General features: G+C 27.8%; 18 protein-coding genes and 1 pseudogene. 13 read left to right on the top strand and 6 right to left on the bottom strand.

Annotated elements, in window-relative coordinates; all coding sequences use genetic code 11:
• Positions 1-132 precede the first annotated feature (132 nt).
• The 7 genes from fabZ to AVBRAN12637_RS00500 all read left to right on the top strand — a co-directional run bounded on the left by fabZ (position 133) and on the right by AVBRAN12637_RS00500 (position 5,427).
• A complete protein-coding gene (gene fabZ / locus AVBRAN12637_RS00530; protein ID WP_214115829.1) occupies positions 133-576 on the top strand; it encodes a 3-hydroxyacyl-ACP dehydratase FabZ in 444 nt (147 codons plus the stop codon).
• Complete coding sequence (gene lpxA, locus AVBRAN12637_RS00525) at positions 573-1,364, top strand: acyl-ACP--UDP-N-acetylglucosamine O-acyltransferase (RefSeq protein WP_336609418.1); 792 nt, start codon at positions 573-575, stop codon at positions 1,362-1,364. Before fabZ ends, lpxA begins: the two co-directional genes overlap by 4 nt.
• Positions 1,354-2,568: an ATP-dependent Clp protease ATP-binding subunit ClpX gene (gene clpX / locus AVBRAN12637_RS00520; protein WP_214115827.1), complete on the top strand. Its 1,215-nt coding sequence runs from the start codon at positions 1,354-1,356 to the stop codon at positions 2,566-2,568. The genes lpxA and clpX overlap by 11 nt, the downstream gene beginning before the upstream one ends.
• Positions 2,565-3,602 (top strand): rod shape-determining protein, encoded by a 1,038-nt coding sequence (locus AVBRAN12637_RS00515; protein ID WP_214115826.1) that lies wholly within the window; start codon positions 2,565-2,567, stop codon positions 3,600-3,602. Before clpX ends, AVBRAN12637_RS00515 begins: the two co-directional genes overlap by 4 nt.
• Entirely contained in the window at positions 3,595-4,365 is a 771-nt protein-coding gene (mreC, locus tag AVBRAN12637_RS00510; protein ID WP_214120317.1) for a rod shape-determining protein MreC, read from the top strand. Before AVBRAN12637_RS00515 ends, mreC begins: the two co-directional genes overlap by 8 nt.
• A gap of 86 nt (positions 4,366-4,451) precedes the next feature.
• A complete protein-coding gene (locus tag AVBRAN12637_RS00505) occupies positions 4,452-4,829 on the top strand; it encodes a TM2 domain-containing protein (protein WP_336613725.1) in 378 nt (125 codons plus the stop codon).
• A 4-nt stretch (positions 4,830-4,833) separates the two neighbouring features.
• Positions 4,834-5,427: a hypothetical protein gene (locus tag AVBRAN12637_RS00500; RefSeq protein ID WP_239803407.1), complete on the top strand. Its 594-nt coding sequence runs from the start codon at positions 4,834-4,836 to the stop codon at positions 5,425-5,427.
• A gap of 364 nt (positions 5,428-5,791) precedes the next feature.
• Here the strand turns inward: AVBRAN12637_RS00500 and AVBRAN12637_RS00495 are convergent, their stop codons facing one another.
• The 3 genes from AVBRAN12637_RS00495 to AVBRAN12637_RS00485 all read right to left on the bottom strand — a co-directional run bounded on the left by AVBRAN12637_RS00495 (position 5,792) and on the right by AVBRAN12637_RS00485 (position 7,991).
• The gene (locus tag AVBRAN12637_RS00495; protein ID WP_336615155.1) at positions 5,792-6,025 is read right to left on the bottom strand and encodes a DUF3347 domain-containing protein; all 234 of its coding nucleotides are present in this window, start codon (positions 6,023-6,025) and stop codon (positions 5,792-5,794) included.
• Positions 6,022-6,954: a thioredoxin-disulfide reductase gene (gene trxB, locus AVBRAN12637_RS00490; RefSeq protein ID WP_336608440.1), complete on the bottom strand. Its 933-nt coding sequence runs from the start codon at positions 6,952-6,954 to the stop codon at positions 6,022-6,024. The genes AVBRAN12637_RS00495 and trxB overlap by 4 nt, the downstream gene beginning before the upstream one ends.
• Before the next feature lie 83 nt (positions 6,955-7,037).
• Positions 7,038-7,991 carry a helix-turn-helix transcriptional regulator gene (locus AVBRAN12637_RS00485; RefSeq protein ID WP_336615154.1) on the bottom strand — a complete coding sequence of 318 codons (954 nt, stop codon included), beginning with the start codon at positions 7,989-7,991 and terminating at the stop codon, positions 7,038-7,040.
• A gap of 126 nt (positions 7,992-8,117) precedes the next feature.
• On the opposite strand from AVBRAN12637_RS00485, the gene AVBRAN12637_RS00480 reads away from it, so the two are divergent.
• A complete protein-coding gene (locus tag AVBRAN12637_RS00480) occupies positions 8,118-8,690 on the top strand; it encodes a flavin reductase family protein (protein WP_336615153.1) in 573 nt (190 codons plus the stop codon).
• Positions 8,691-8,734: 44 nt separating this feature from the next.
• Here the strand turns inward: AVBRAN12637_RS00480 and AVBRAN12637_RS00475 are convergent, their stop codons facing one another.
• The 3 genes from AVBRAN12637_RS00475 to AVBRAN12637_RS00465 all read right to left on the bottom strand — a co-directional run bounded on the left by AVBRAN12637_RS00475 (position 8,735) and on the right by AVBRAN12637_RS00465 (position 11,115).
• The gene (locus AVBRAN12637_RS00475; RefSeq protein WP_336615152.1) at positions 8,735-10,060 is read right to left on the bottom strand and encodes a phosphoethanolamine transferase; all 1,326 of its coding nucleotides are present in this window, start codon (positions 10,058-10,060) and stop codon (positions 8,735-8,737) included.
• Positions 10,061-10,151: 91 nt separating this feature from the next.
• Complete coding sequence (locus AVBRAN12637_RS00470) at positions 10,152-10,406, bottom strand: hypothetical protein (RefSeq protein ID WP_336615151.1); 255 nt, start codon at positions 10,404-10,406, stop codon at positions 10,152-10,154.
• Positions 10,396-11,115, bottom strand: coding sequence for a TerC family protein (locus AVBRAN12637_RS00465; RefSeq protein WP_214120322.1), 720 nt, complete (start codon positions 11,113-11,115; stop codon positions 10,396-10,398). The genes AVBRAN12637_RS00470 and AVBRAN12637_RS00465 overlap by 11 nt, the downstream gene beginning before the upstream one ends.
• Positions 11,116-11,176: 61 nt before the next feature.
• Between AVBRAN12637_RS00465 and aspA the strand changes: the two genes are divergently transcribed.
• The 5 genes and pseudogenes from aspA to lysA all read left to right on the top strand — a co-directional run bounded on the left by aspA (position 11,177) and on the right by lysA (position 18,423).
• Entirely contained in the window at positions 11,177-12,577 is a 1,401-nt protein-coding gene (gene aspA / locus AVBRAN12637_RS00460) for an aspartate ammonia-lyase (RefSeq protein WP_336609594.1), read from the top strand.
• 1,086 nt (positions 12,578-13,663) lie between these two features.
• Positions 13,664-15,712, top strand: a pseudogene (gene ccsA / locus AVBRAN12637_RS00455) (cytochrome c biogenesis protein CcsA); the annotation flags it as partial.
• Positions 15,709-16,149 carry a hypothetical protein gene (locus tag AVBRAN12637_RS00450; RefSeq protein ID WP_214115802.1) on the top strand — a complete coding sequence of 147 codons (441 nt, stop codon included), beginning with the start codon at positions 15,709-15,711 and terminating at the stop codon, positions 16,147-16,149. The pseudogene ccsA and the gene AVBRAN12637_RS00450, both read left to right, overlap by 4 nt.
• The gene (locus AVBRAN12637_RS00445; RefSeq protein WP_336608438.1) at positions 16,150-17,193 is read left to right on the top strand and encodes an LptF/LptG family permease; all 1,044 of its coding nucleotides are present in this window, start codon (positions 16,150-16,152) and stop codon (positions 17,191-17,193) included.
• 18 nt (positions 17,194-17,211) lie between these two features.
• Positions 17,212-18,423: a diaminopimelate decarboxylase gene (lysA, locus tag AVBRAN12637_RS00440; RefSeq protein ID WP_214115800.1), complete on the top strand. Its 1,212-nt coding sequence runs from the start codon at positions 17,212-17,214 to the stop codon at positions 18,421-18,423.
• Positions 18,424-18,425 lie beyond the last annotated feature (2 nt).

Raw genomic sequence — 18,425 nt, 5'->3', positions numbered from 1 at the left:
AGATAGTTTTTATTTTAAAAGCATTGGAATTTTATAAATTATACTTTACCAACGATAAAGCTTATAATTATTACACTTTGTTTAATTGCTGAAATTAAAATAAATCCCTTTAAGCATAGTAAAGGAATAATAATGTTAGATGTAATGCAAATTCAAGAAATTTTACCACATAGACCACCATTTTTGTTAGTTGATAAAATCACAGAAATCAATCTTGATGAAGGTTATGTATTAGGTTATAAAAATGTTAGTATAAGTGATCAAGTATTTGCAGGACACTTTCCAGGTCATCCGATTTATCCAGGAGTTTTAATATTAGAAGGAATGGCTCAAACGGGTGGAATTTTAGCTTTTCAGAGTATGAAAGATAGTGTTGATCCTAAAAGCAAGGTAGTATATTTTACAGGAATGGAAGAAGTAAAATTCAAATCACCAGTAAGACCAGGCGATAAATTAGTATATAAAATGAGCGTTGTTAAAAATCGTGGAGCAATGTGGGTGTTTAGTGGCGAGGCTTATGTAGATGATACATTATGCACTCAAGCAATTTTAAAAGCGATGATAGTAGATAAATGATTTCAGATTTAGCAATAATAGAAAATGGTGCAAAAATAGGCAAAAATGTTAGCATTGAGCCTTTTGCATATATAGGAAGTAATGTAGAAATTGGTGATAATTGCATTATTAAAAGTGGTGCAAGAATTTTAGGAAATACAAAAATAGGAAATAATTGCAAGATTTTTTCTTATGCTATTTTAGGTGATATTCCACAAGATATTTCTTATAAAAACGATGATTTTTCAGCTTTAATAATAGGTGATAACACAACTATTCGTGAGTTTTGCACTATAAATTGTGGCACACAAAAAGGCGATGGATATACAAGAGTTGGAAATAATAATTTCATAATGGCTTATGTTCATATTGCACACGATTGCACCTTAGCTGATAATATAATTTTAGCAAACAATGTAACCTTAGCAGGGCATGTTGAAGTTGGCTCATTTAGTGTGATTGGCGGACTTACTCCGGTTCATCAATGGGTTAAAATAGGCGATTATTGTATGCTTGGAGGTGCTTCAGCATTATCTCAAGATTTACCACATTTTTGTCTAGCTGAAGGTAATCGTGCTTATGTTAGAAGTCTTAATTTAGTAGGGCTTAGAAGACATTTAGAAAAAGATAAAATAAATGAATTAAGTGAAGCATTTAGTAAGATTTTTAGAAGTAAAACAGGGCTAATTAGCGATAGAGCAAAAGCTTTATATGAGAGTTCAAATTCTGCCGAAGTTGTTAAATTATGCTCGTTTATTTTAAATACAAAGCGTGGAATTCCAGTGAAAGGAAATGATAATGAGCAATAATATTTGTAGTTTTTGTGGCAAATCTTATCCGTTTGACCTACTTTCAAATGGCAAAAATAATACAATTTGTCCTACTTGTGCTGGTGTTATATTTAAAATGTATGATGCTAAAAATAAAGAATTAGCAGTAGATGAGGTAGCTGATAGTTTAAAAGATATAAGTTCAAAAGCTTTAAAATCTCATTTGGATAATTATGTAATAGGTCAGGATAGAGCAAAAAAGGTTTTAAGCGTAAGCGTTCATAATCATTATAAAAGGCTTATGAGTAATGCCGATGAGAGTGATGTAGAATTAGCAAAATCAAATGTTTTATTAGTAGGACCTACAGGAAGTGGTAAGACGCTTTTAGCTCAAACTATGGCAAAAGCACTTGATATTCCTATAGCAATTTGTGATGCTACGAGTTTAACTGAAGCTGGATATGTAGGAGAAGATGTTGAAAATATCTTAACAAGACTTTTACAAGCAGCTGATTATAATGTTGAGCGCGCAGAATGTGGGATAATTTTCATTGATGAAATTGATAAAATCGCAAGAAAGGGAGAAAACCGCTCAATTACAAGAGATGTAAGTGGAGAAGGCGTTCAGCAAGCATTGCTTAAGATAATAGAAGGTAGCGTTGTAAATGTCCCACCACAAGGCGGTAGAAAACACCCAAATCAAGAATTTATTCAAGTTGATACTTCAAATATTTTATTTATTTGTGGTGGTGCTTTTGATGGAATTGAAGAGATTTTAAAGCAAAAGCAAGGCGAGAATGTAATGGGTTTTGATACTACTAGCGTTAAACTTAGTGAAGATGAATTGTATTCACATATTGAGCCTGATGATTTGATTAAATTTGGTCTAATTCCTGAATTAGTTGGAAGATTGCACGCAATTGCAAGTCTTAATGAAATTAGCGAAGAAGATATGGTAAGAATTTTAATTGAGCCAAAAAATTCAATAATTAAGCAATATCAAAAGATTTTTGAATTTGATGGTGTTAAATTAGAATTTGATAAAGACGCACTTTTAGCTATTGCTAAAAAAGCTCTTGATAGAAAAACAGGAGCAAGAGGTCTTCGTGGGATATTAGAACAATTATTACTTGATTTAATGTTTGATTTAGATAAATATGAAGGTTATGAAATCGTTATAAATAAAGATTTTGTTAATGGCGAAGGCGATGCTATTTTTTTAAAAATTAAGGATAATAAATGATACTAGACCATTTAATAGGGTTATTTTCAAGTGATATGGGTATTGATTTAGGCACAGCAAATACTCTTGTGCTAGTAAAAGATAAGGGTGTAGTAATTGATGAGCCAAGTGTTGTAGCAGTTCAACATACAAAATATGGAAAGAGCAAAATTTTAGCAGTTGGTAAAGAAGCTAAAGAAATGCTAGGCAAAACTCCTAGCGATATTCAAGCAATTCGCCCTATGAGAGATGGGGTTATAGCTGATTTTGATATGACTGAAAAAATGATTAGATATTTTATTGAAAAAACACATAAAAGAAAGAGTTTTTTACGCCCTAGAATATTAATATCAGTTCCTTATGGTCTAACTCAAGTTGAAAGAAAAGCAGTTCGCGAAAGTGCTTTGAGTGCTGGTGCAAGAGAAGTGTATTTGGTTGAAGAGCCAATGGCTGCAGCAATTGGTGCAAATCTTCCCGTGCAAGAACCTGTCGGCTCATTAGTAGTTGATATTGGTGGTGGAACTACTGAAATAGGAGTTATTACTCTAGGTGGTCTTCATACTGCAAAAAGTATTAGAACAGCAGGAGATAAGTTAGATAGTTCAATTGTAAATTATGTAAAAGAAAAATACAATCTAATAATAGGCGAAAGAACTAGCGAAGATATTAAAATCCAAGTTGGTTCAGCTATTCAATTGCCTGAAGAATTAACTATAGTTGTTAAAGGAAAAGACCAAGTAAAAGGGCTTTTAAGTAAGGTTGAGCTAAGTAGTGAAGATATTCGTGAAGCTATAAAAGAGCCTTTAAAAGAAATTGCTGATGCGCTTAAGTTCGTATTAGAAAATACAAAACCAGAACTTGCAGGCGATATTGTAGAAAATGGTATAGTGCTAACTGGTGGTGGAGCATTAATCCGTGGAATTGATAAATATTTAAGCGATATTGTAAAATTACCTGTTTATGTTGCTGATGAGCCACTTCACGCAGTAGCAAGGGGAACTGGAAAAATACTTGAAGAGATTTCTTTACTAAGACAAATAGTAAATGATGAATAAATTTAAATTATTACTCCTAATATGCGTTTTGCTTACATCTTCTTATTATTTTGTAGCAGATGTTAAAAATGCTGTTTTAGGGGTTAATGATTTTGTTTTAAATAAGCTTTATAATGCTTATGATTACACCAAACAAAATATTACTAAATATTTTAATCAAGTAAATCAGATAGATGAATTAAGCACAGAAAATAAAAAGCTAAAACAATACAAATTCTTATATGATAATTTAGTTATAGAATATAACAATCTTGCAAAAGCCCATAATCTTAAAAAATATGAATTTGAATTAGCCTTAACTAGGGTATTATCTTATGAAAAAATTGGAAGTTTAACTAAATTTTGGATGAGTTATGATGGTATAAAGCCTGATATTACTTATGGTTTGATATATGATAATAATGCAGTGGGGATTATGTATTCAAATAATAATAGAGCTTATGCACTTAGTTTAAATGATGAAAAATGTGTTTTTTCTGTGGTTGTTGGGGAAAATAAAACTCCTGCTATTTTACAAGGTAGTAAAAATTCAATTTATGTTAATTTCGTTACTGATTATAAAGAATTAAATATAGGAGATTTGGTTTATACGAGTGGAAAGGATTTGATTTTTCCAGAGGGTATTTATGTTGGAAAAGTAGTAAAAATCATAGATGAAGCTGGGTATAAAAGAGCTATTTTAGAAGATACAAAAACTCTTAGTCCTTATAGATATGTTTATATGGTAAGTGCTAAAGAGAACTCACAAGAAATTAAAAATTAAAATCTTAAATTATTTTTTATTAATTTACCCTTTGTTAATAGGGGGGGGGTGTAGAATAATTACTTCATTTTAAAAAAGGAGTAATTATGGATAAGAGTTCCATTTTAATGTTGCTTGATAATAAAATTTCAAGTGAGCAAAAGTTTATGCTAAATGATAAACTTGATAATTTAAGCGAAGAAAAATATAAAAACCTTCCACTAATCCCGTTAAAAAGCCCAATTTTAGCAGCAGTTTTAGGATTTTTCTTCGGAGTTTGGGGTGTTGATAGATTTTATCAAGGAAATATGCTGTTAGGATTTTTAAAAATAAGTCTATTTTTAATAGGCTTAGCTTCAACACTTATATTTATCGGAGTTTTTATTTTATGGGCTTTATATATTTATGTATTAGTTGATATATATTTTGTATATAAAGCAGTTCAAAAAGACAATTACACAAAAATATTACAAATAATAGGATGATTTTATGAAAACAGATTTTTTAATTTCTAACAAAGGTCAAGAATTAATCAAAAACGAAGAAGAATTAAGGGTAAAGTTGAGTGAATTTGTAGGAGAATTGCCAAATGCTGCAATAGTTGATGAATTAAGCAATGCGGCAAAATACTATACAAATAATGGCGAATCAAATACAGCAAGATATTCTTTTAGACTAAAAGATATATGCCTTCCTACATTATTGTTTAGTTATTTTAGTTATGCGTTGCGTTCTATGTGGATTTATGCAGGAATTGTTTATGGGGCAATTGTGGTTTTATCTTTTTTTGGTTATTTTTATTTTAAACCAAAGGGCTTATCAAATTCTTTTGATTTTTCTTATATTAGTTATGTTTTAATTTATGTAATTATCAGCGTTTTAACAAGTGCAACTTATAGATATTTTTTATTAAAAGAATTTTTCACTAAATACGAATTAACACTTATTAGCAAACCTAGAAAACCCATAAATATCTTAATAGCTATTGGATTTATTATTGCTTTATTGTTAGTTATAAAATTAATTAGCCTTTTTATTGTAGGTGCTAGTGTAATGGCTATTGGTGGTGTAACTAGATGGTAAGAATAGGAATTTAAAATTCCTATTTTATATAGCTTAAAGATTTTTTAAGCTTTTTTAATCTTTCTAAATCTTTATGCTTTAATTTTAATAAAGTTTCAATTAATTGAGTATGCAAAGCTTGTAATTCTACTAATTCATCTTTACTTAGAGTATCTAGCCAATTGCTATTAATTTTATCTTCTAGCTCATTGGCTAAACTTTCTAATTTTAATTCAACCCTGAAAACCCATAAATATTTTAATAGCTATTGGATTTATTATTGCTTTATTGTTAGTTATAAAATTAATTAGCCTTTTTATTGTAGGTGCTAGTGTGATGGCTATTGGTGGTGTAACTAGATGGTAAGAATAGGAATTTAAAATTCCTATTTTATATAGCTTAAAGATTTTTTAAGCTTTTTTAATCTTTCTAAATCTTTATGCTTTAATTTTAATAAAGTTTCAATTAATTGAGTATGCAAAGCTTGTAATTCTACTAATTCATCTTTACTTAGAGTATTTAGCCAATTGCTATTAATTTTCTCTTCTAGCTCATTGGCTAAACTTTCTAATTCGTAAAAGTCTTCATTAACTAATGCTAATTTGATTTTAGTTATCAATGTTTGCTCTCTAAATATGAAATTACGCCTAAAGCAGCGTTAGCACCATCAGCCGCAGCACAAACAACTTGTCTTGGAGCATCTACTCTTAAATCTCCTGCAGCAAACAAGCCTTCAACACTCGTTCTCATTTTTAAATCAACCTTAACAGCATCTCCTACCATTTCGCACAAAAATGAGCCATCAGTTTGTTTTAATACTTCATTTCTCACATCAAGTCCTACGAAAGTAAATATCCCTGGAACTGCTAAATCTTTTTTGCTACCATCATTAAATGCTATTTTAACGCCTGTAACTCCAGCATTATCTCCTACAACTTCTTCTACTTTAGCATTTAAAATGAACTCAATTTTTTCATTTTTCTTAGCCCTTTCAACGGTTGATGGAGCTGCACGAAAACCTTCTCTTCTGTGGATTAAATATACTTTAGAGCATAGATTAGCTAGATAAAGTGCTTCTTCAAGTGCGGTATCTCCACCACCTAAAACTGCAACTTCTTTTTTTCTATAAAACGCACCATCGCAAGTTGCACATGTACTTACTCCACGACCAAAAAATTCATTTTCACCTATAAAACCAGCTTTTTTAGGAGCTGCTCCTGTGCAAACTATAACAGCTTTAGCATCTTCGCTTGAATTATCAGAGAAAATTATTTTAAAATTCTCGCCATTTTTTTCAACTCTAATTACTTCTTTTTGCTCAATTTTTAGACCAAATCTAGTGCTTTGCTCACTCCAAGGTGCCATAAAACTAATTCCATCCATTACGGTTGCAACGCCTGGGTAATTCTCCATCTCACTTGAGCTTGTGATTTGTCCGCCTGGCATAAATTTTTCATACATTACAACATTTTTAAGCCCACCACGAGTTGCATACAATCCTGCACTAAGACCAGCAGGGCCACCACCAATAATAGCTAAATCTAACATTTTATCTCCTAATTAATAATTTTTATTATTTAATAATAACTTTATTAAGTTAATCACCTTTTAATATTTTGTATATTAAAGTATTAACATTTTACCATTTTTCTAGGTGAAGTTTTAAAATGTTTTTTATAAGCTTTATAAAAATTACTATTATTACTATAACCAATCATATTAGCTATTTTTTCTATAGAAAGGTCAGTATTGTCAATAAGAAGTTTTGCTTTTTGCATACGACTTTCTAATAAGATTTGTGAAAAAGTTTTACCAATTTTTTTAGGAAGTAATTTTGAAATATAAATTGGATGATATCCAAATAAAGAAGCTATATCAAGTAAAGTAACATTATTAGAATTTAAATTTATATATTCAATAATCTTATCTACTAATGTAAGTTTTACCGGTAAATTTTGATTTTTATACTCTGCTGAAATATACATACAAATAGACATTACCAATGGTTTTATTATTTTTTGTGTGTTTATACTTTTATTTGAGTATTCTAAAATAATAATTCCTAGCAAACGCCATATAATTGAATTTTTAGGAATTGACAAATGCACATATTCATCAGAAAATTTATTTTTATTTGGTTCTAAGAAGAAATTAAGCATTGCAATGTCTAATAGAAATGATGGTAAAAATTCTTGTATAAATATATCTTGTTTAATTAAAATACCTATTATAATCCCTTCGTTTTTTGAATTTTTTCTAGCTGCATAACCATTATAAGGTTGTCCAATATAACAATCGCCTTCACATATTTTAATACTATCTTTATATTGGTTGCTATAGCTTTCATAGTCTCCTTTTAAAGCAAAGTGTAAAAATATAAAGTCATGACGATGAAAAACTTCATTTAAAATTTTTCCTTTAAAAACACAAATCATTATATCTTCATCATTTTCTCCAGGCCAATGAGAAACTAATTCATTATTTTTATACTTTTCATTTGGGCTAAAGTTCCAATTTAGTTTTGAAAATTTTTTACCTAATTTTTCTAAAGCTTTATTAATTTCATTATCATATTTTGTTATCACTATTAAATCCTTAGGCTAAAATAAGCCACATTTTACATTAATATATAGCGTTGTTTTTTATTAGCAAAAAAACTATACTTAAAATTAATTATTAAAAAATCAGATAAATAAAAGGAAAAAAAGATTGTGCTAATAAATTTAGGTAAAAATTCGTTTGGATACGGCTATCCAGTCCCAACACTAATGGTTGCAACTTATAATGATGATAATTCTGTAAATGTTATGAATTTGCATGAAGCTATGAGAACTAATTATGGAGATTTAGCATTATGTATTGGTCCACGCAGTAAAACATATAAAAATGTTAGTAAAAGAAAAGCACTTACAATATCACTTGTAAATCAAAATGTTTTAGCTGCTGTTGATTATTTTGGTAGTGTTTCTGGTTTTAATGTGCCTAATAAATTTGAAAAAACAGGACTAAAAGCAGTTAAAAGTCAATATGTAGATGCACCTATTATTGAAAATTGTCCTGTAGTAATAGAATGTGAACTAATAGAAATTATTAATAATTTTAATTTCGGCACTATTCTTGCAAGAGTTGTAAATATTGCGGCTGATAATAGTGTGATTGATAAAAATGGTAAAATTGATGCTTTAAAAGCTGGGATAATTTTATACGACCCATTTGGGACAAACTATATATCACTTAAAGAGATTGTAGGTAAGCCTTGGAGTGATGGAAGAAAGTTTTTATAAAATGTATTAAATTTTAAGCTCATCTTGAGCTTAAAATTTTGCAATTATTTTTCATTTTTAATATTTTCATCATAATTTATTTCATTGGCAAATAATCTAGTTCTAAATTTATTATATTGTTTATTTATAGGACTTCTAGTTTCATCAAACTCGTCTATTTTAATATCTGCAATATCACAAACTAAATGTATTAAATCATCGCTCATAAAAGGTAAATCTTTAGCTTTATTTAAATCTTTTAATAGTTTTTTATGATTTTCTTCAAAAGAATTTGAATAAAGGATTATAAAAGGTATTTCAGCAGTAATTTTATCTAAAATATGCCCTAAAACAGATTTACTTTTATCATCATATAAGCTTTCAGCATGGTCGCTTAAATAAATTATCAAACTATCATCATTTTTAAATATATCATAAATATTTTGGATTATATAATCAGTATAAAGTATGGAATTATAATATTCTGCTATGCTTTTTTTATCGCTTATATTAGTTTTAATATCGCTTTCATTAAATTTTGCAAATTCTTTAGGATAGCGTTTTTTATAATTTCCGTGATTTCCTAAAAGATGAATTACTATGAAATTATTATCATTTAATTTTAGGTTTTTAATAATAGGCAATAAAACCCCATCATATTTTGCATAACTTAAAGTATCGCTAGAGCTCATATATTTATTTGTAAAATAAGAAAAATCACTCATAATACCAACACTAGCAGCATTATTTCCCCATTCGCTAATATAGTCTTGATTAGATATCCAAAAGGTTTTGTAATTTGCTAATTTGAATAAATTAATAATGTCTAAATTCTCATAAAATTTTCTTTCACTTAAATTATCTAAATTAGCAAAATTAAGTAATACACTCATTACTGGATTTGTAGAAGCATAAGGGGCAATAACATCAGAATAAATTATTTTATTTTTTATATTTATTAGGTTAGGTGTGGTGTTTAATCCTTGCCCGTAGTCTTGATAAGCACTTCTTCTTGAGCTTTCTCCTATTAGTAAAACTATATTTTTTATGTTTTCATTAGCTTTTAATTTTTCGTGATTATTAGCAATTTTTAAATAACTCTTTTGCATTATTTTAGAATTAATCAAAATATCATCTGTATAAATTAATTCTTTATTAAATTTAATAAAAGGAATATTTATATATCTACTAAAATCATATTTAATAGCTCTTCTTAAATCATTCCCAAAGCACACTACAAAGATTAAAATAATAAAAGCTATGTTTAATTTGTTATTTATTTTTATATTTATTTTAATTTTTAATAAAAATAAAGCCACAATTATAAAAATTAAAATTCCAAAGAATTTAAAATTAATATATATTGATACAAACTCAATACTTTCAGCCATATTTGTATTTAAAAATGCTTCTAAGAAACTTGGATTTAAAAAATTATTAAAATTAATTACTAAAAAAGATTGAATAAAGATTACAAAGAAATTATAAATTATTAAAAATCTTAAAATACCCCCCCCCATAAGGGATTTTAGATTTTATAATATAGATTAGAAAATATACAAATAAGATTATAAAAATTAGCGTAACTGAAGTAGATTTTATATATTTTAAATCTTGAATAATGCCTTGATTTATAATCTTATTAGAAAACAATACTAAGCAAAAAATATTGCTTAGTGTAAAATATAAAAATATTCCAAAATGCTTTAAAACAAATTCAGTAAAATTATTCTTCATCTTTAGCCTTTTTTTGCAAGATATTTAGGGTTGTATTTACTATACTAAATGCTAAAGCAGTATAAATATATGCTTTATTTATATGAATATTTAAACCTTCAACTATTAAAACACCACCAACTAAGACTAAAAATGTTAAAGCTAGAGTTTTTAATTCTTGGAATTTTTCTACTAAATCTCCAATCCATTTACTAGCAATCATCATAAACATCATAGCAATTATTACAGCTAATATCATAATGCTAAGCTCATCAGCAATTCCTACTGCAGTAATTACACTATCTAAAGAAAAAATTATATCAATTAAAGCAATTTCAATTATTACAACAAAGAAATTTGAGCTAGCCTTAAAATTACTATTATCACTATGCTCGTTTTTTTGCATTGATATTAGTTCTTTAATTGATTTAATTATTAAAAATATTCCCCCACCAATTAAGACAATATCTCTACCGCTAAAATCTTGACCTAAGATATTAAATAAAGGTTTTGTAAGTTTAACAAGCCAAAAGATACTAAATAAAAGTGCTATACGAGTTAGCATAGCAAAACCAAGCCCTAAAATACGGCCTTTGTTTTGAAGGTGTTTTGGTAATTTACTTACTAAAATAGTAAGAAAAATAATATTATCTATTCCTAAAACTATCTCAAGTAATACTAAAGTTACGAAAGATAATATGCCTTCTGAAGTGAAAATCCATTCAAACATAATTGTCCTTTTTATTGATTAAAAAATGCTATCCTAACCGAAATTTTTTAAAGGAGATTAAATGAGATTAGAACACGATTTTTTAGGCGAACTTGAAATTGCTGATGATATTTATTATGGAGTTCAGACCTTAAGAGCAGTGCAAAATTTTGACATTTCAGGAAAGCGTTTAAAGGACTTTCCAAGACTAATTATATCTTTTGCGAAAGTAAAAAAAGCAGCAGCTTTAGCTAATTATGAATTAGGCTTAATTAATGAAGAGATTAAAAACGCTATTTGTTTTGCTTGTGATGAATTAATAGCTGGAAAATATAAAGACCAATTCGTTGTAGATATGATACAAGGTGGTGCAGGAACTTCTACAAATATGAATGCAAATGAAGTTATAGCAAATATTGCTTTAGAAAAATTAGGGCATAAAAAAGGTGAGTATGAGTATTGCCATCCAAATGACCATGTGAATTTATCTCAAAGCACAAATGATGCTTATCCAACATCTTTAAGAGTTGCTTTATATGATTATTTAAGTGATTTAATGAAAGCTATGAATTATTTAAAAGCAGCTTATGAAAGAAAAGCAATTGAGTTTAAAGATATTATAAAAATGGGAAGAACCCAGCTTCAAGATGCAGTTCCGATGACTTTAGGAAGAGAATTTAAAACTTTTGCTGTAATGCTTGGCGAAGATATACAAAGAGTTAGCGAAGCAAGAAGCTTAATTTTAGAAATTAACTTGGGTGCAACTGCTATTGGAACAGGAATTAATTCTCATCCTGATTATCCACCAATCGTTGCAAAACACCTTCAATATATAACAGGTGCAAATTTTGTAATAGCAGATGATTTAATAGAAGCTACACAAGATACAGGAGCTTTTGTTCAAATTAGTGGAGTTTTAAAAAGAGTTGCAACAAAATTAAGTAAAGTTTGCAATGATTTAAGATTGCTTTCTAGTGGTCCAAAATGTGGTTTAAATGAAATTAACTTACCAAAAATGCAACCAGGCTCATCAATTATGCCAGGTAAGGTAAATCCAGTTATCCCTGAAGTGGTAAATCAAGTGTGTTATTATGTAATTGGTGCTGATGTTAGTGTTACTTTAGCTTGTGAAGGCGGACAATTACAATTAAATGTATTTGAACCACTTGCAGCATATAGTTTATTAAATAGTATTTGTATGCTTGAGCGTTCTATGAAGACTTTAGCTGATAAATGTGTAGATGGTATCACAGCAAATAAACAAATATGCGAAGATTTTGTGATGAATAGTATAGGAATTGTAACTGCACTAAATCCTTATATAGGTTATGAAAATAGTGCAAGTATTGCAAAAGTTGCATTGCAAACGGGTGCAAGAGTTTATGATTTAGTTTTAGAGCGTAAATTAATGGATAAAGAAAAGCTTGATAAGATTTTAAGTCCTGAGTTTATGTTAAAGCCACATATGGGAGAAATTAAATAATATTTTGAAATAGGAATTTTAAATTCCTATTTCTTTAAAAGTAATAGATAATAATTTAATCTAAATAATAAAAATTATTATTTATTGCTTTTGTTTAAATTTAGCTAATTTTTTTTAGTTAAAATTTATCTTTAACAATCACAAGGAATAACAATGTATAAGATGATATCAAGTATGAAATTAAGCATAATTTTGTTTTTGTTGTTTGCTTTTGCTAGTGGTTTAGCAACTTTTATAGAAAGCAAATATGGAACTCCTACAGCTTGGGCTTTAATATATGCTAGCTGGTGGTTTGCTGCTATTCAGGTATTGCTAGGAATTAATTTATTTTTTGCAATATTTAGATATAAAATGTATGAAAAATTACCACTTTTTATATTCCATCTTAGTTTTTTATTTATGCTACTTGGCTCTGCACTTACTAGGTATTATGGATTTGAAGGATATATTCATATAAGAGAAAATGAAACTTCAAATATAGTAAGCTCAAGAGAAGCATTTTTTAGTATTTCTGCTATGAAAGATAATAAATACTATTCAAGCGATGAGTTTAAATATATAAGCGTAATAGGTCATAATGATGTAGATATTAACTTAGATTTAGACGGCAAAATAGCTAATTTAAAATTAGAAAAAGTTATTTTACACGCAAAACCAGCTTATAAAGAAGAAATAGGTGGAAAACCTTTTGTGTTATTAAATGTTTCAGGAGAGCAAGGCTCAAGTGCATTAGCTCTTGATGAAGGTAGATTTGTTGTATTAGGAGAAGTTGTAATAGCAAATAAAAAAGCTATTTCAATGAATGCTAAGCTTTTAGAATTTAACGAAAACAAAATTAAAGCGAATTTTGATTTAGAAATATTTGATGTTAAAAATAAGAAAAATATAAAATTATTAGCTGATAATGAATTTAGCCTTGATGATGGAATGGTAATTTCATTTGAAAATTACAAAATTGGATTTGATAAATTTTACAAAAATGGCGTTAAATACTACGAAGATAGCAAAGATAGCGAGTATCCAAATGCTTATTTAGTAAAAGTAACTTATGATAATGATAGTTTATACGCATATTTATTTGAAGGAGAAGGGCAAAAAATCACTCTAGCAAATCAAACTTTTAGCATATCTTATACTGCTAAATTACTTGAATTACCATTTAGCTTTACTTTAAACAAATTTGAATTAGAGCGTTATATGGCTTCAAATTCTCCGAAATCTTATGCAAGTTATATTAGAATAAATGATGATGAAAGTAAGGATTATAAGATTTATATGAATAATGTATTAGACCATAAAGGTTATAGATTTTATCAAAGCTCATACGATAAAGATGAGCTAGGAACTATTTTAAGTGTAAATCAAGACCCAGGCAAAATACCAACTTATATTGGATATTTATTATTAGGTATAGGATTATTTTTAAACTTGATTTACAAAAACTCACGCTTTATGATTTTAACAAAACGCTTAGCAAAAATGAGTTCATTAGTGCTTTTACTTAGTGCTTTAACTCCGCTTTTACATTCTGATGACATTAATGAAGCTATAGATAATGCTAATAAAAATCTAGCCCCAGTTAGCCTAGAAGAGCATGTAAAAGAATTAAGCGTTTTACCAGTTCAAAAAGACAATGGAAGAATAGCTCCATTTGGCTCATTAGCACTTGATTTAGTAAATAAAATTCATAAAACAAGCACTTATCAAGGCAAAGATGCAACAGAGCTTTTAATATGGATTATGAGTGATTTTAAAGACTTTTCTAAAGAAAAATTTATTTATCTAAGCAATCAAGAAATAAGAGATTTTTTAAATCTTGGCAAGGGTAAATATGCTAGTTTTTATGATTTTTTTCCAAATAATGTATATGCTTTAAAAGATGAAGTAGATAAAGCTTTAAGAACCAATCCAAACAAGCGTGGAACTTATGAAAAAGAATTATTAAAAGTTGATGAGCGTTTAAATCTTTTATATTACGCTTCTTTAGGTGGTTATGTAAGAGCTAGTTTTGAAGATGGTAAAGCTTTAAATGTCTTAGAAACTAGCAAACCTGATTTAAAAGCTTATTTTTTATCATTAATAAATGCAAATAAAGACAATAATTATGCTTTAAGCTCAAAGATTTTAAATGAGATTAAGGCAAGTCAAGGAACTAATATTGATGAAGCAAAATTTAAATTAGAAATCGCTTTTGATAAGGTAGGGATTTTTACAAAATTAAGCCCTGTTTATTTATTAGGTGGTTTAGTGCTATTAATTTTAGTATTTTCAAGAATGATTAGTGGTAAAACAAGTCTAAAAACTGCCTTTAAAATAGTTTATTATCTAAATATTTTAGTTTTCATAGTTCATACAATTGCACTTGCTATTAGGGGATATTTAAGTGGTCATGCACCTTGGTCAAATTCTTATGAAAGTTTATTGTATATTTCTTGGGCATTAAGCTTAAGTGGTATTGTATTTTCTAAAAAAAGTCCTATTTCATTATCGCTTACATCAATTCTTGCAGCTATTGTTTTAATGGTAGCTCATCTTAGTTCAATTGACCCACAAATAGGCAATCTCGCACCTGTTTTACAAAGTTATTGGCTAACAATTCATGTTAGTATCATAACTGCTAGTTATGGATTTTTAGGTCTATGTGCTTTACTTGGAATTTTTGTATTAGTTTTATTTATTATGTTAGGAAAAAATAAAAAGCTAAATGAAAGAATAAAATCAAATATAAAAGAAGCTACAATGATTAACGAAATGGCTATGATTTTAGGCTTATCATTGCTTACTTTAGGTAATTTCTTAGGTGGTGTTTGGGCTAATGAATCTTGGGGAAGATATTGGGGCTGGGATAGTAAAGAAACTTGGGCTTTAGTATCTATTTTAGTTTATGCTGCAGTTTTACACATTAGAATGATTAAAGGAATAAATAATCAATTTACATTTGCAGTATGCTCTATGTTTGCATATTTGAGTATTATTATGACTTATTTTGGAGTGAATTACTTTTTAACAGGTATGCACTCATATGCTGCAGGAGAAGCTGCTAGCGTGCCTATTTATGCTTACATTAGCGTAGGAGTTATGGCGTTATTAGCGATTGTTGCAAGTAAAAATAAAAAGGAAGCAGAACTTTTATGAGAGATAATGTATTTATAATTGTCGGTGTAGTAGCTTTTTTAGTAATTATTGCTCTAGTTTTTTATTTTATAATCAAGAGCTCAAAAAATAAAGAAAATCAAATTCTTACACAAGAAAAGCAAGAAGTAGTCAAGAAAGTAAATGCTTTAGATGATTTGATAAAAGCAGCAAAGAGTGCAAAAACTCCAGCTGCTTTAAATAAAGTAGTTTTAGCGTTTTTACAAAGTCAAAGTCTTGAAAATAGAGCAAGTCTTACAACTTTAAGTGAAGATGCTAAAAAAAAATTAGGATTTATTAGTGTTGTTTGTGCTAACAAATGTGCTGAAGCAAAATTAATTGCTTTTTTAAATCACGAATTGGGTAAAAAATATCCAAGTTACAAAAGAGAAATAGATTTATATGAGAATTTAGGACTTGCAAGAAGAAGGATGAAGTAATTGAATAAACTTTATTTTAGGTATCTTGCTAGCCTTTATCTTAAAAATTGTTTAATTTTTATTATTGCTTTTGTAGGATTTTATTTATTTATAGATATTTTAATTAATTATAAAAAGCTGCATTTAAATACCAATATATTCTTATTATATATTGTATATACAATGCTTACAGCTTTTTATTATATATTGCCAATAGCTTTAATACTTGCTATGATTTTTACAAAAATATCTCTTATTAAAAAAAATGAATTTATAGCGTTTTATTCTTTAGGGCTTAGCAAAAACGCAAGTGTTAAGCCTATAATGTTTATAAGTTTAATAATAAGTTTTATCGCAATTTTTTTAAACTATACAAATATTGCTTATGCAGAAAACTATAAAAGCAATATTTTAAAATACGGATATTTAAGCAAAGAACAAATGGATTTGTTTTTTAAATATCAAGATGATTATATTTATATAAAAAGCTATGATAAATCTACAATGAATGATATTAAAATTATCAAAAAAACAAACAATGAAATATCTAAAATCATATTAGCAAAAAGAGCAAATTTTATTGATAATAATTGGGTTTTAGAAGACGCAAAAGTTATGGAATTTAAATTAGGAAATAATTTTGATGATACCTTTATAATTAATCAAAATTTAGAAAAAGAAATGATTTTAAAAGATTTTAACCCAAGTTTGCTTGATAATTTAGGCACTGATGATAGTTCTTTAAAAGACGCATTTTTTTATCTTAATAATTTTGAAGCTAATAAAAACATAGCAAGAGCTAGTATTTATAAGCAAAGTATATTTTTATTATATGCTCCATTTTTTATGCTTATAATTTTTTACAATATTCCTATTATGCCAAGATATAATGATTTAAATATCTATGCTTTAACATATACAAGTTTATCTTTATTAGTTTATGGAATTTTATTTTTACTATTGAGATTTGCTAGTAATGGTAGTATAAATCCTGAACTAGCTATTCTTTTGCCAATAAGTATAATTATTGTATATTCATTAATGAAGTTTAATAAAAATAAGTGATTATAAAAGGAGCAAAAAATGGACTTTTTAAAACTTGCAAATGGTATTAATACACCTTTTTATTTGTATGATTTTAACGAGATTGAAAATAGATTTAATAGTATTAAAAAAGCATTTAGTGGAGCTAAAAATAATATTTTTTACGCGGTTAAGGCTAATTCAAATTTATCTTTATTAAAGTTTTTAGCGAATTTAGATAGTGGATTTGATTGTGTTAGTGCAAATGAGATTAGAAGAGCTTTAAAAGTAGGTGCTAAACCTTATAAAATAATTTTTAGTGGGGTTGGTAAAAGTGCAAGTGAATTAGAATTTGCAATAGAGCAAAAAATACTTTATATAAATGTAGAAAGTAGTGCTGAATTAGAGCTTTTAGAAAGTATTGCAAAGAGCAAAAACCAAGTAGTAAATATAAGTATTCGTGTAAATCCTAATATAGATGCAAAAACTCATCCTTATATTTCAACAGGTCTTAAAGAAAACAAATTCGGAGTTAGCCTAGATAATGCTAGGGCTATGTTTTTAAAAGCACATAAATCAGATTATTTAAATCCAGTAGGAGTTCATTTTCATATAGGTTCAAATATCTTAGAATTAAGTAGTATTATCCAAGCTGCTATTTTGGTAGAAAAATTTATAAAAGAGCTAAATACCGCAGGGCTAAATATTAAGTTTTTTGATATTGGTGGCGGAGTTGGTATCAAATACAAAAATGATGAAATCGAGCCTAATTTAGATGAGTTTGCACATATGATTAAAAATATTGCAAAAGCACAAGATTTGACAATTTGCTGTGAGCCAGGTCGCTATATTGTAGGAAATGCAGGTTATTTAGTAAGCAAGGTTTTATATGAAAAAATTAACGAAGGAAAAAGATTTGTAATATGTGATGCTTCTATGTGTGAACTAATTCGCCCAAGTTTATACGAAGCATATCATGAGATTTTAAGCTTTCCTAGTGTAAATAAACTAAACGAAAGTAGCAAGGCTGATTTGGTTGGTGGAGTTTGTGAAAGTGGAGATTTCTTAGCAAAAGATATAGTTTTACCACCTTTAATGGCAAATGATTTAGTAGTTATTAAAAGTTCAGGAGCTTACGGATTTGTAATGAGCTCAAATTATAATTCAAGAACAAAGGTTGCTGAATATTCTTTATATAACAATGAGTTAAAATTAATAAATAAAGCTCAAAGTTTTGATGAATTAATAGCTAATGAATTATCTTGTTTGTGAGT

It is taken from the genome of Campylobacter sp. RM12637, assembly GCF_020137645.1.
Taxonomy (GTDB): Bacteria; Campylobacterota; Campylobacteria; order Campylobacterales; family Campylobacteraceae; genus Campylobacter_E.
The sequence above is the reverse complement of the archived record's forward strand: the minus strand, read 5'-3'. Positions and strand labels throughout refer to the sequence as shown.

Excerpts from the sequence above, each read along its gene's own strand:
- lpxA (WP_336609418.1), top strand. The coding sequence starts at position 573 with ATGATTTCAGATTTAGCAATAATAGAAAATGGTGCAAAAATAGGCAAA.
- trxB (WP_336608440.1), bottom strand. The coding sequence starts at position 6,954 with ATGTTAGATTTAGCTATTATTGGTGGTGGCCCTGCTGGTCTTAGTGCA.
- fabZ (WP_214115829.1), top strand. The coding sequence starts at position 133 with ATGTTAGATGTAATGCAAATTCAAGAAATTTTACCACATAGACCACCA.
- AVBRAN12637_RS00515 (WP_214115826.1), top strand. The coding sequence starts at position 2,565 with ATGATACTAGACCATTTAATAGGGTTATTTTCAAGTGATATGGGTATT.
- AVBRAN12637_RS00450 (WP_214115802.1), top strand. The coding sequence starts at position 15,709 with ATGAGAGATAATGTATTTATAATTGTCGGTGTAGTAGCTTTTTTAGTA.
- AVBRAN12637_RS00475 (WP_336615152.1), bottom strand. The coding sequence starts at position 10,060 with ATGGCTGAAAGTATTGAGTTTGTATCAATATATATTAATTTTAAATTC.
- AVBRAN12637_RS00500 (WP_239803407.1), top strand. The coding sequence starts at position 4,834 with ATGAAAACAGATTTTTTAATTTCTAACAAAGGTCAAGAATTAATCAAA.
- AVBRAN12637_RS00465 (WP_214120322.1), bottom strand. The coding sequence starts at position 11,115 with ATGTTTGAATGGATTTTCACTTCAGAAGGCATATTATCTTTCGTAACT.
- clpX (WP_214115827.1), top strand. The coding sequence starts at position 1,354 with ATGAGCAATAATATTTGTAGTTTTTGTGGCAAATCTTATCCGTTTGAC.
- aspA (WP_336609594.1), top strand. The coding sequence starts at position 11,177 with ATGAGATTAGAACACGATTTTTTAGGCGAACTTGAAATTGCTGATGAT.
- lysA (WP_214115800.1), top strand. The coding sequence starts at position 17,212 with ATGGACTTTTTAAAACTTGCAAATGGTATTAATACACCTTTTTATTTG.
- mreC (WP_214120317.1), top strand. The coding sequence starts at position 3,595 with ATGAATAAATTTAAATTATTACTCCTAATATGCGTTTTGCTTACATCT.
- AVBRAN12637_RS00505 (WP_336613725.1), top strand. The coding sequence starts at position 4,452 with ATGGATAAGAGTTCCATTTTAATGTTGCTTGATAATAAAATTTCAAGT.
- AVBRAN12637_RS00470 (WP_336615151.1), bottom strand. The coding sequence starts at position 10,406 with ATGAAGAATAATTTTACTGAATTTGTTTTAAAGCATTTTGGAATATTT.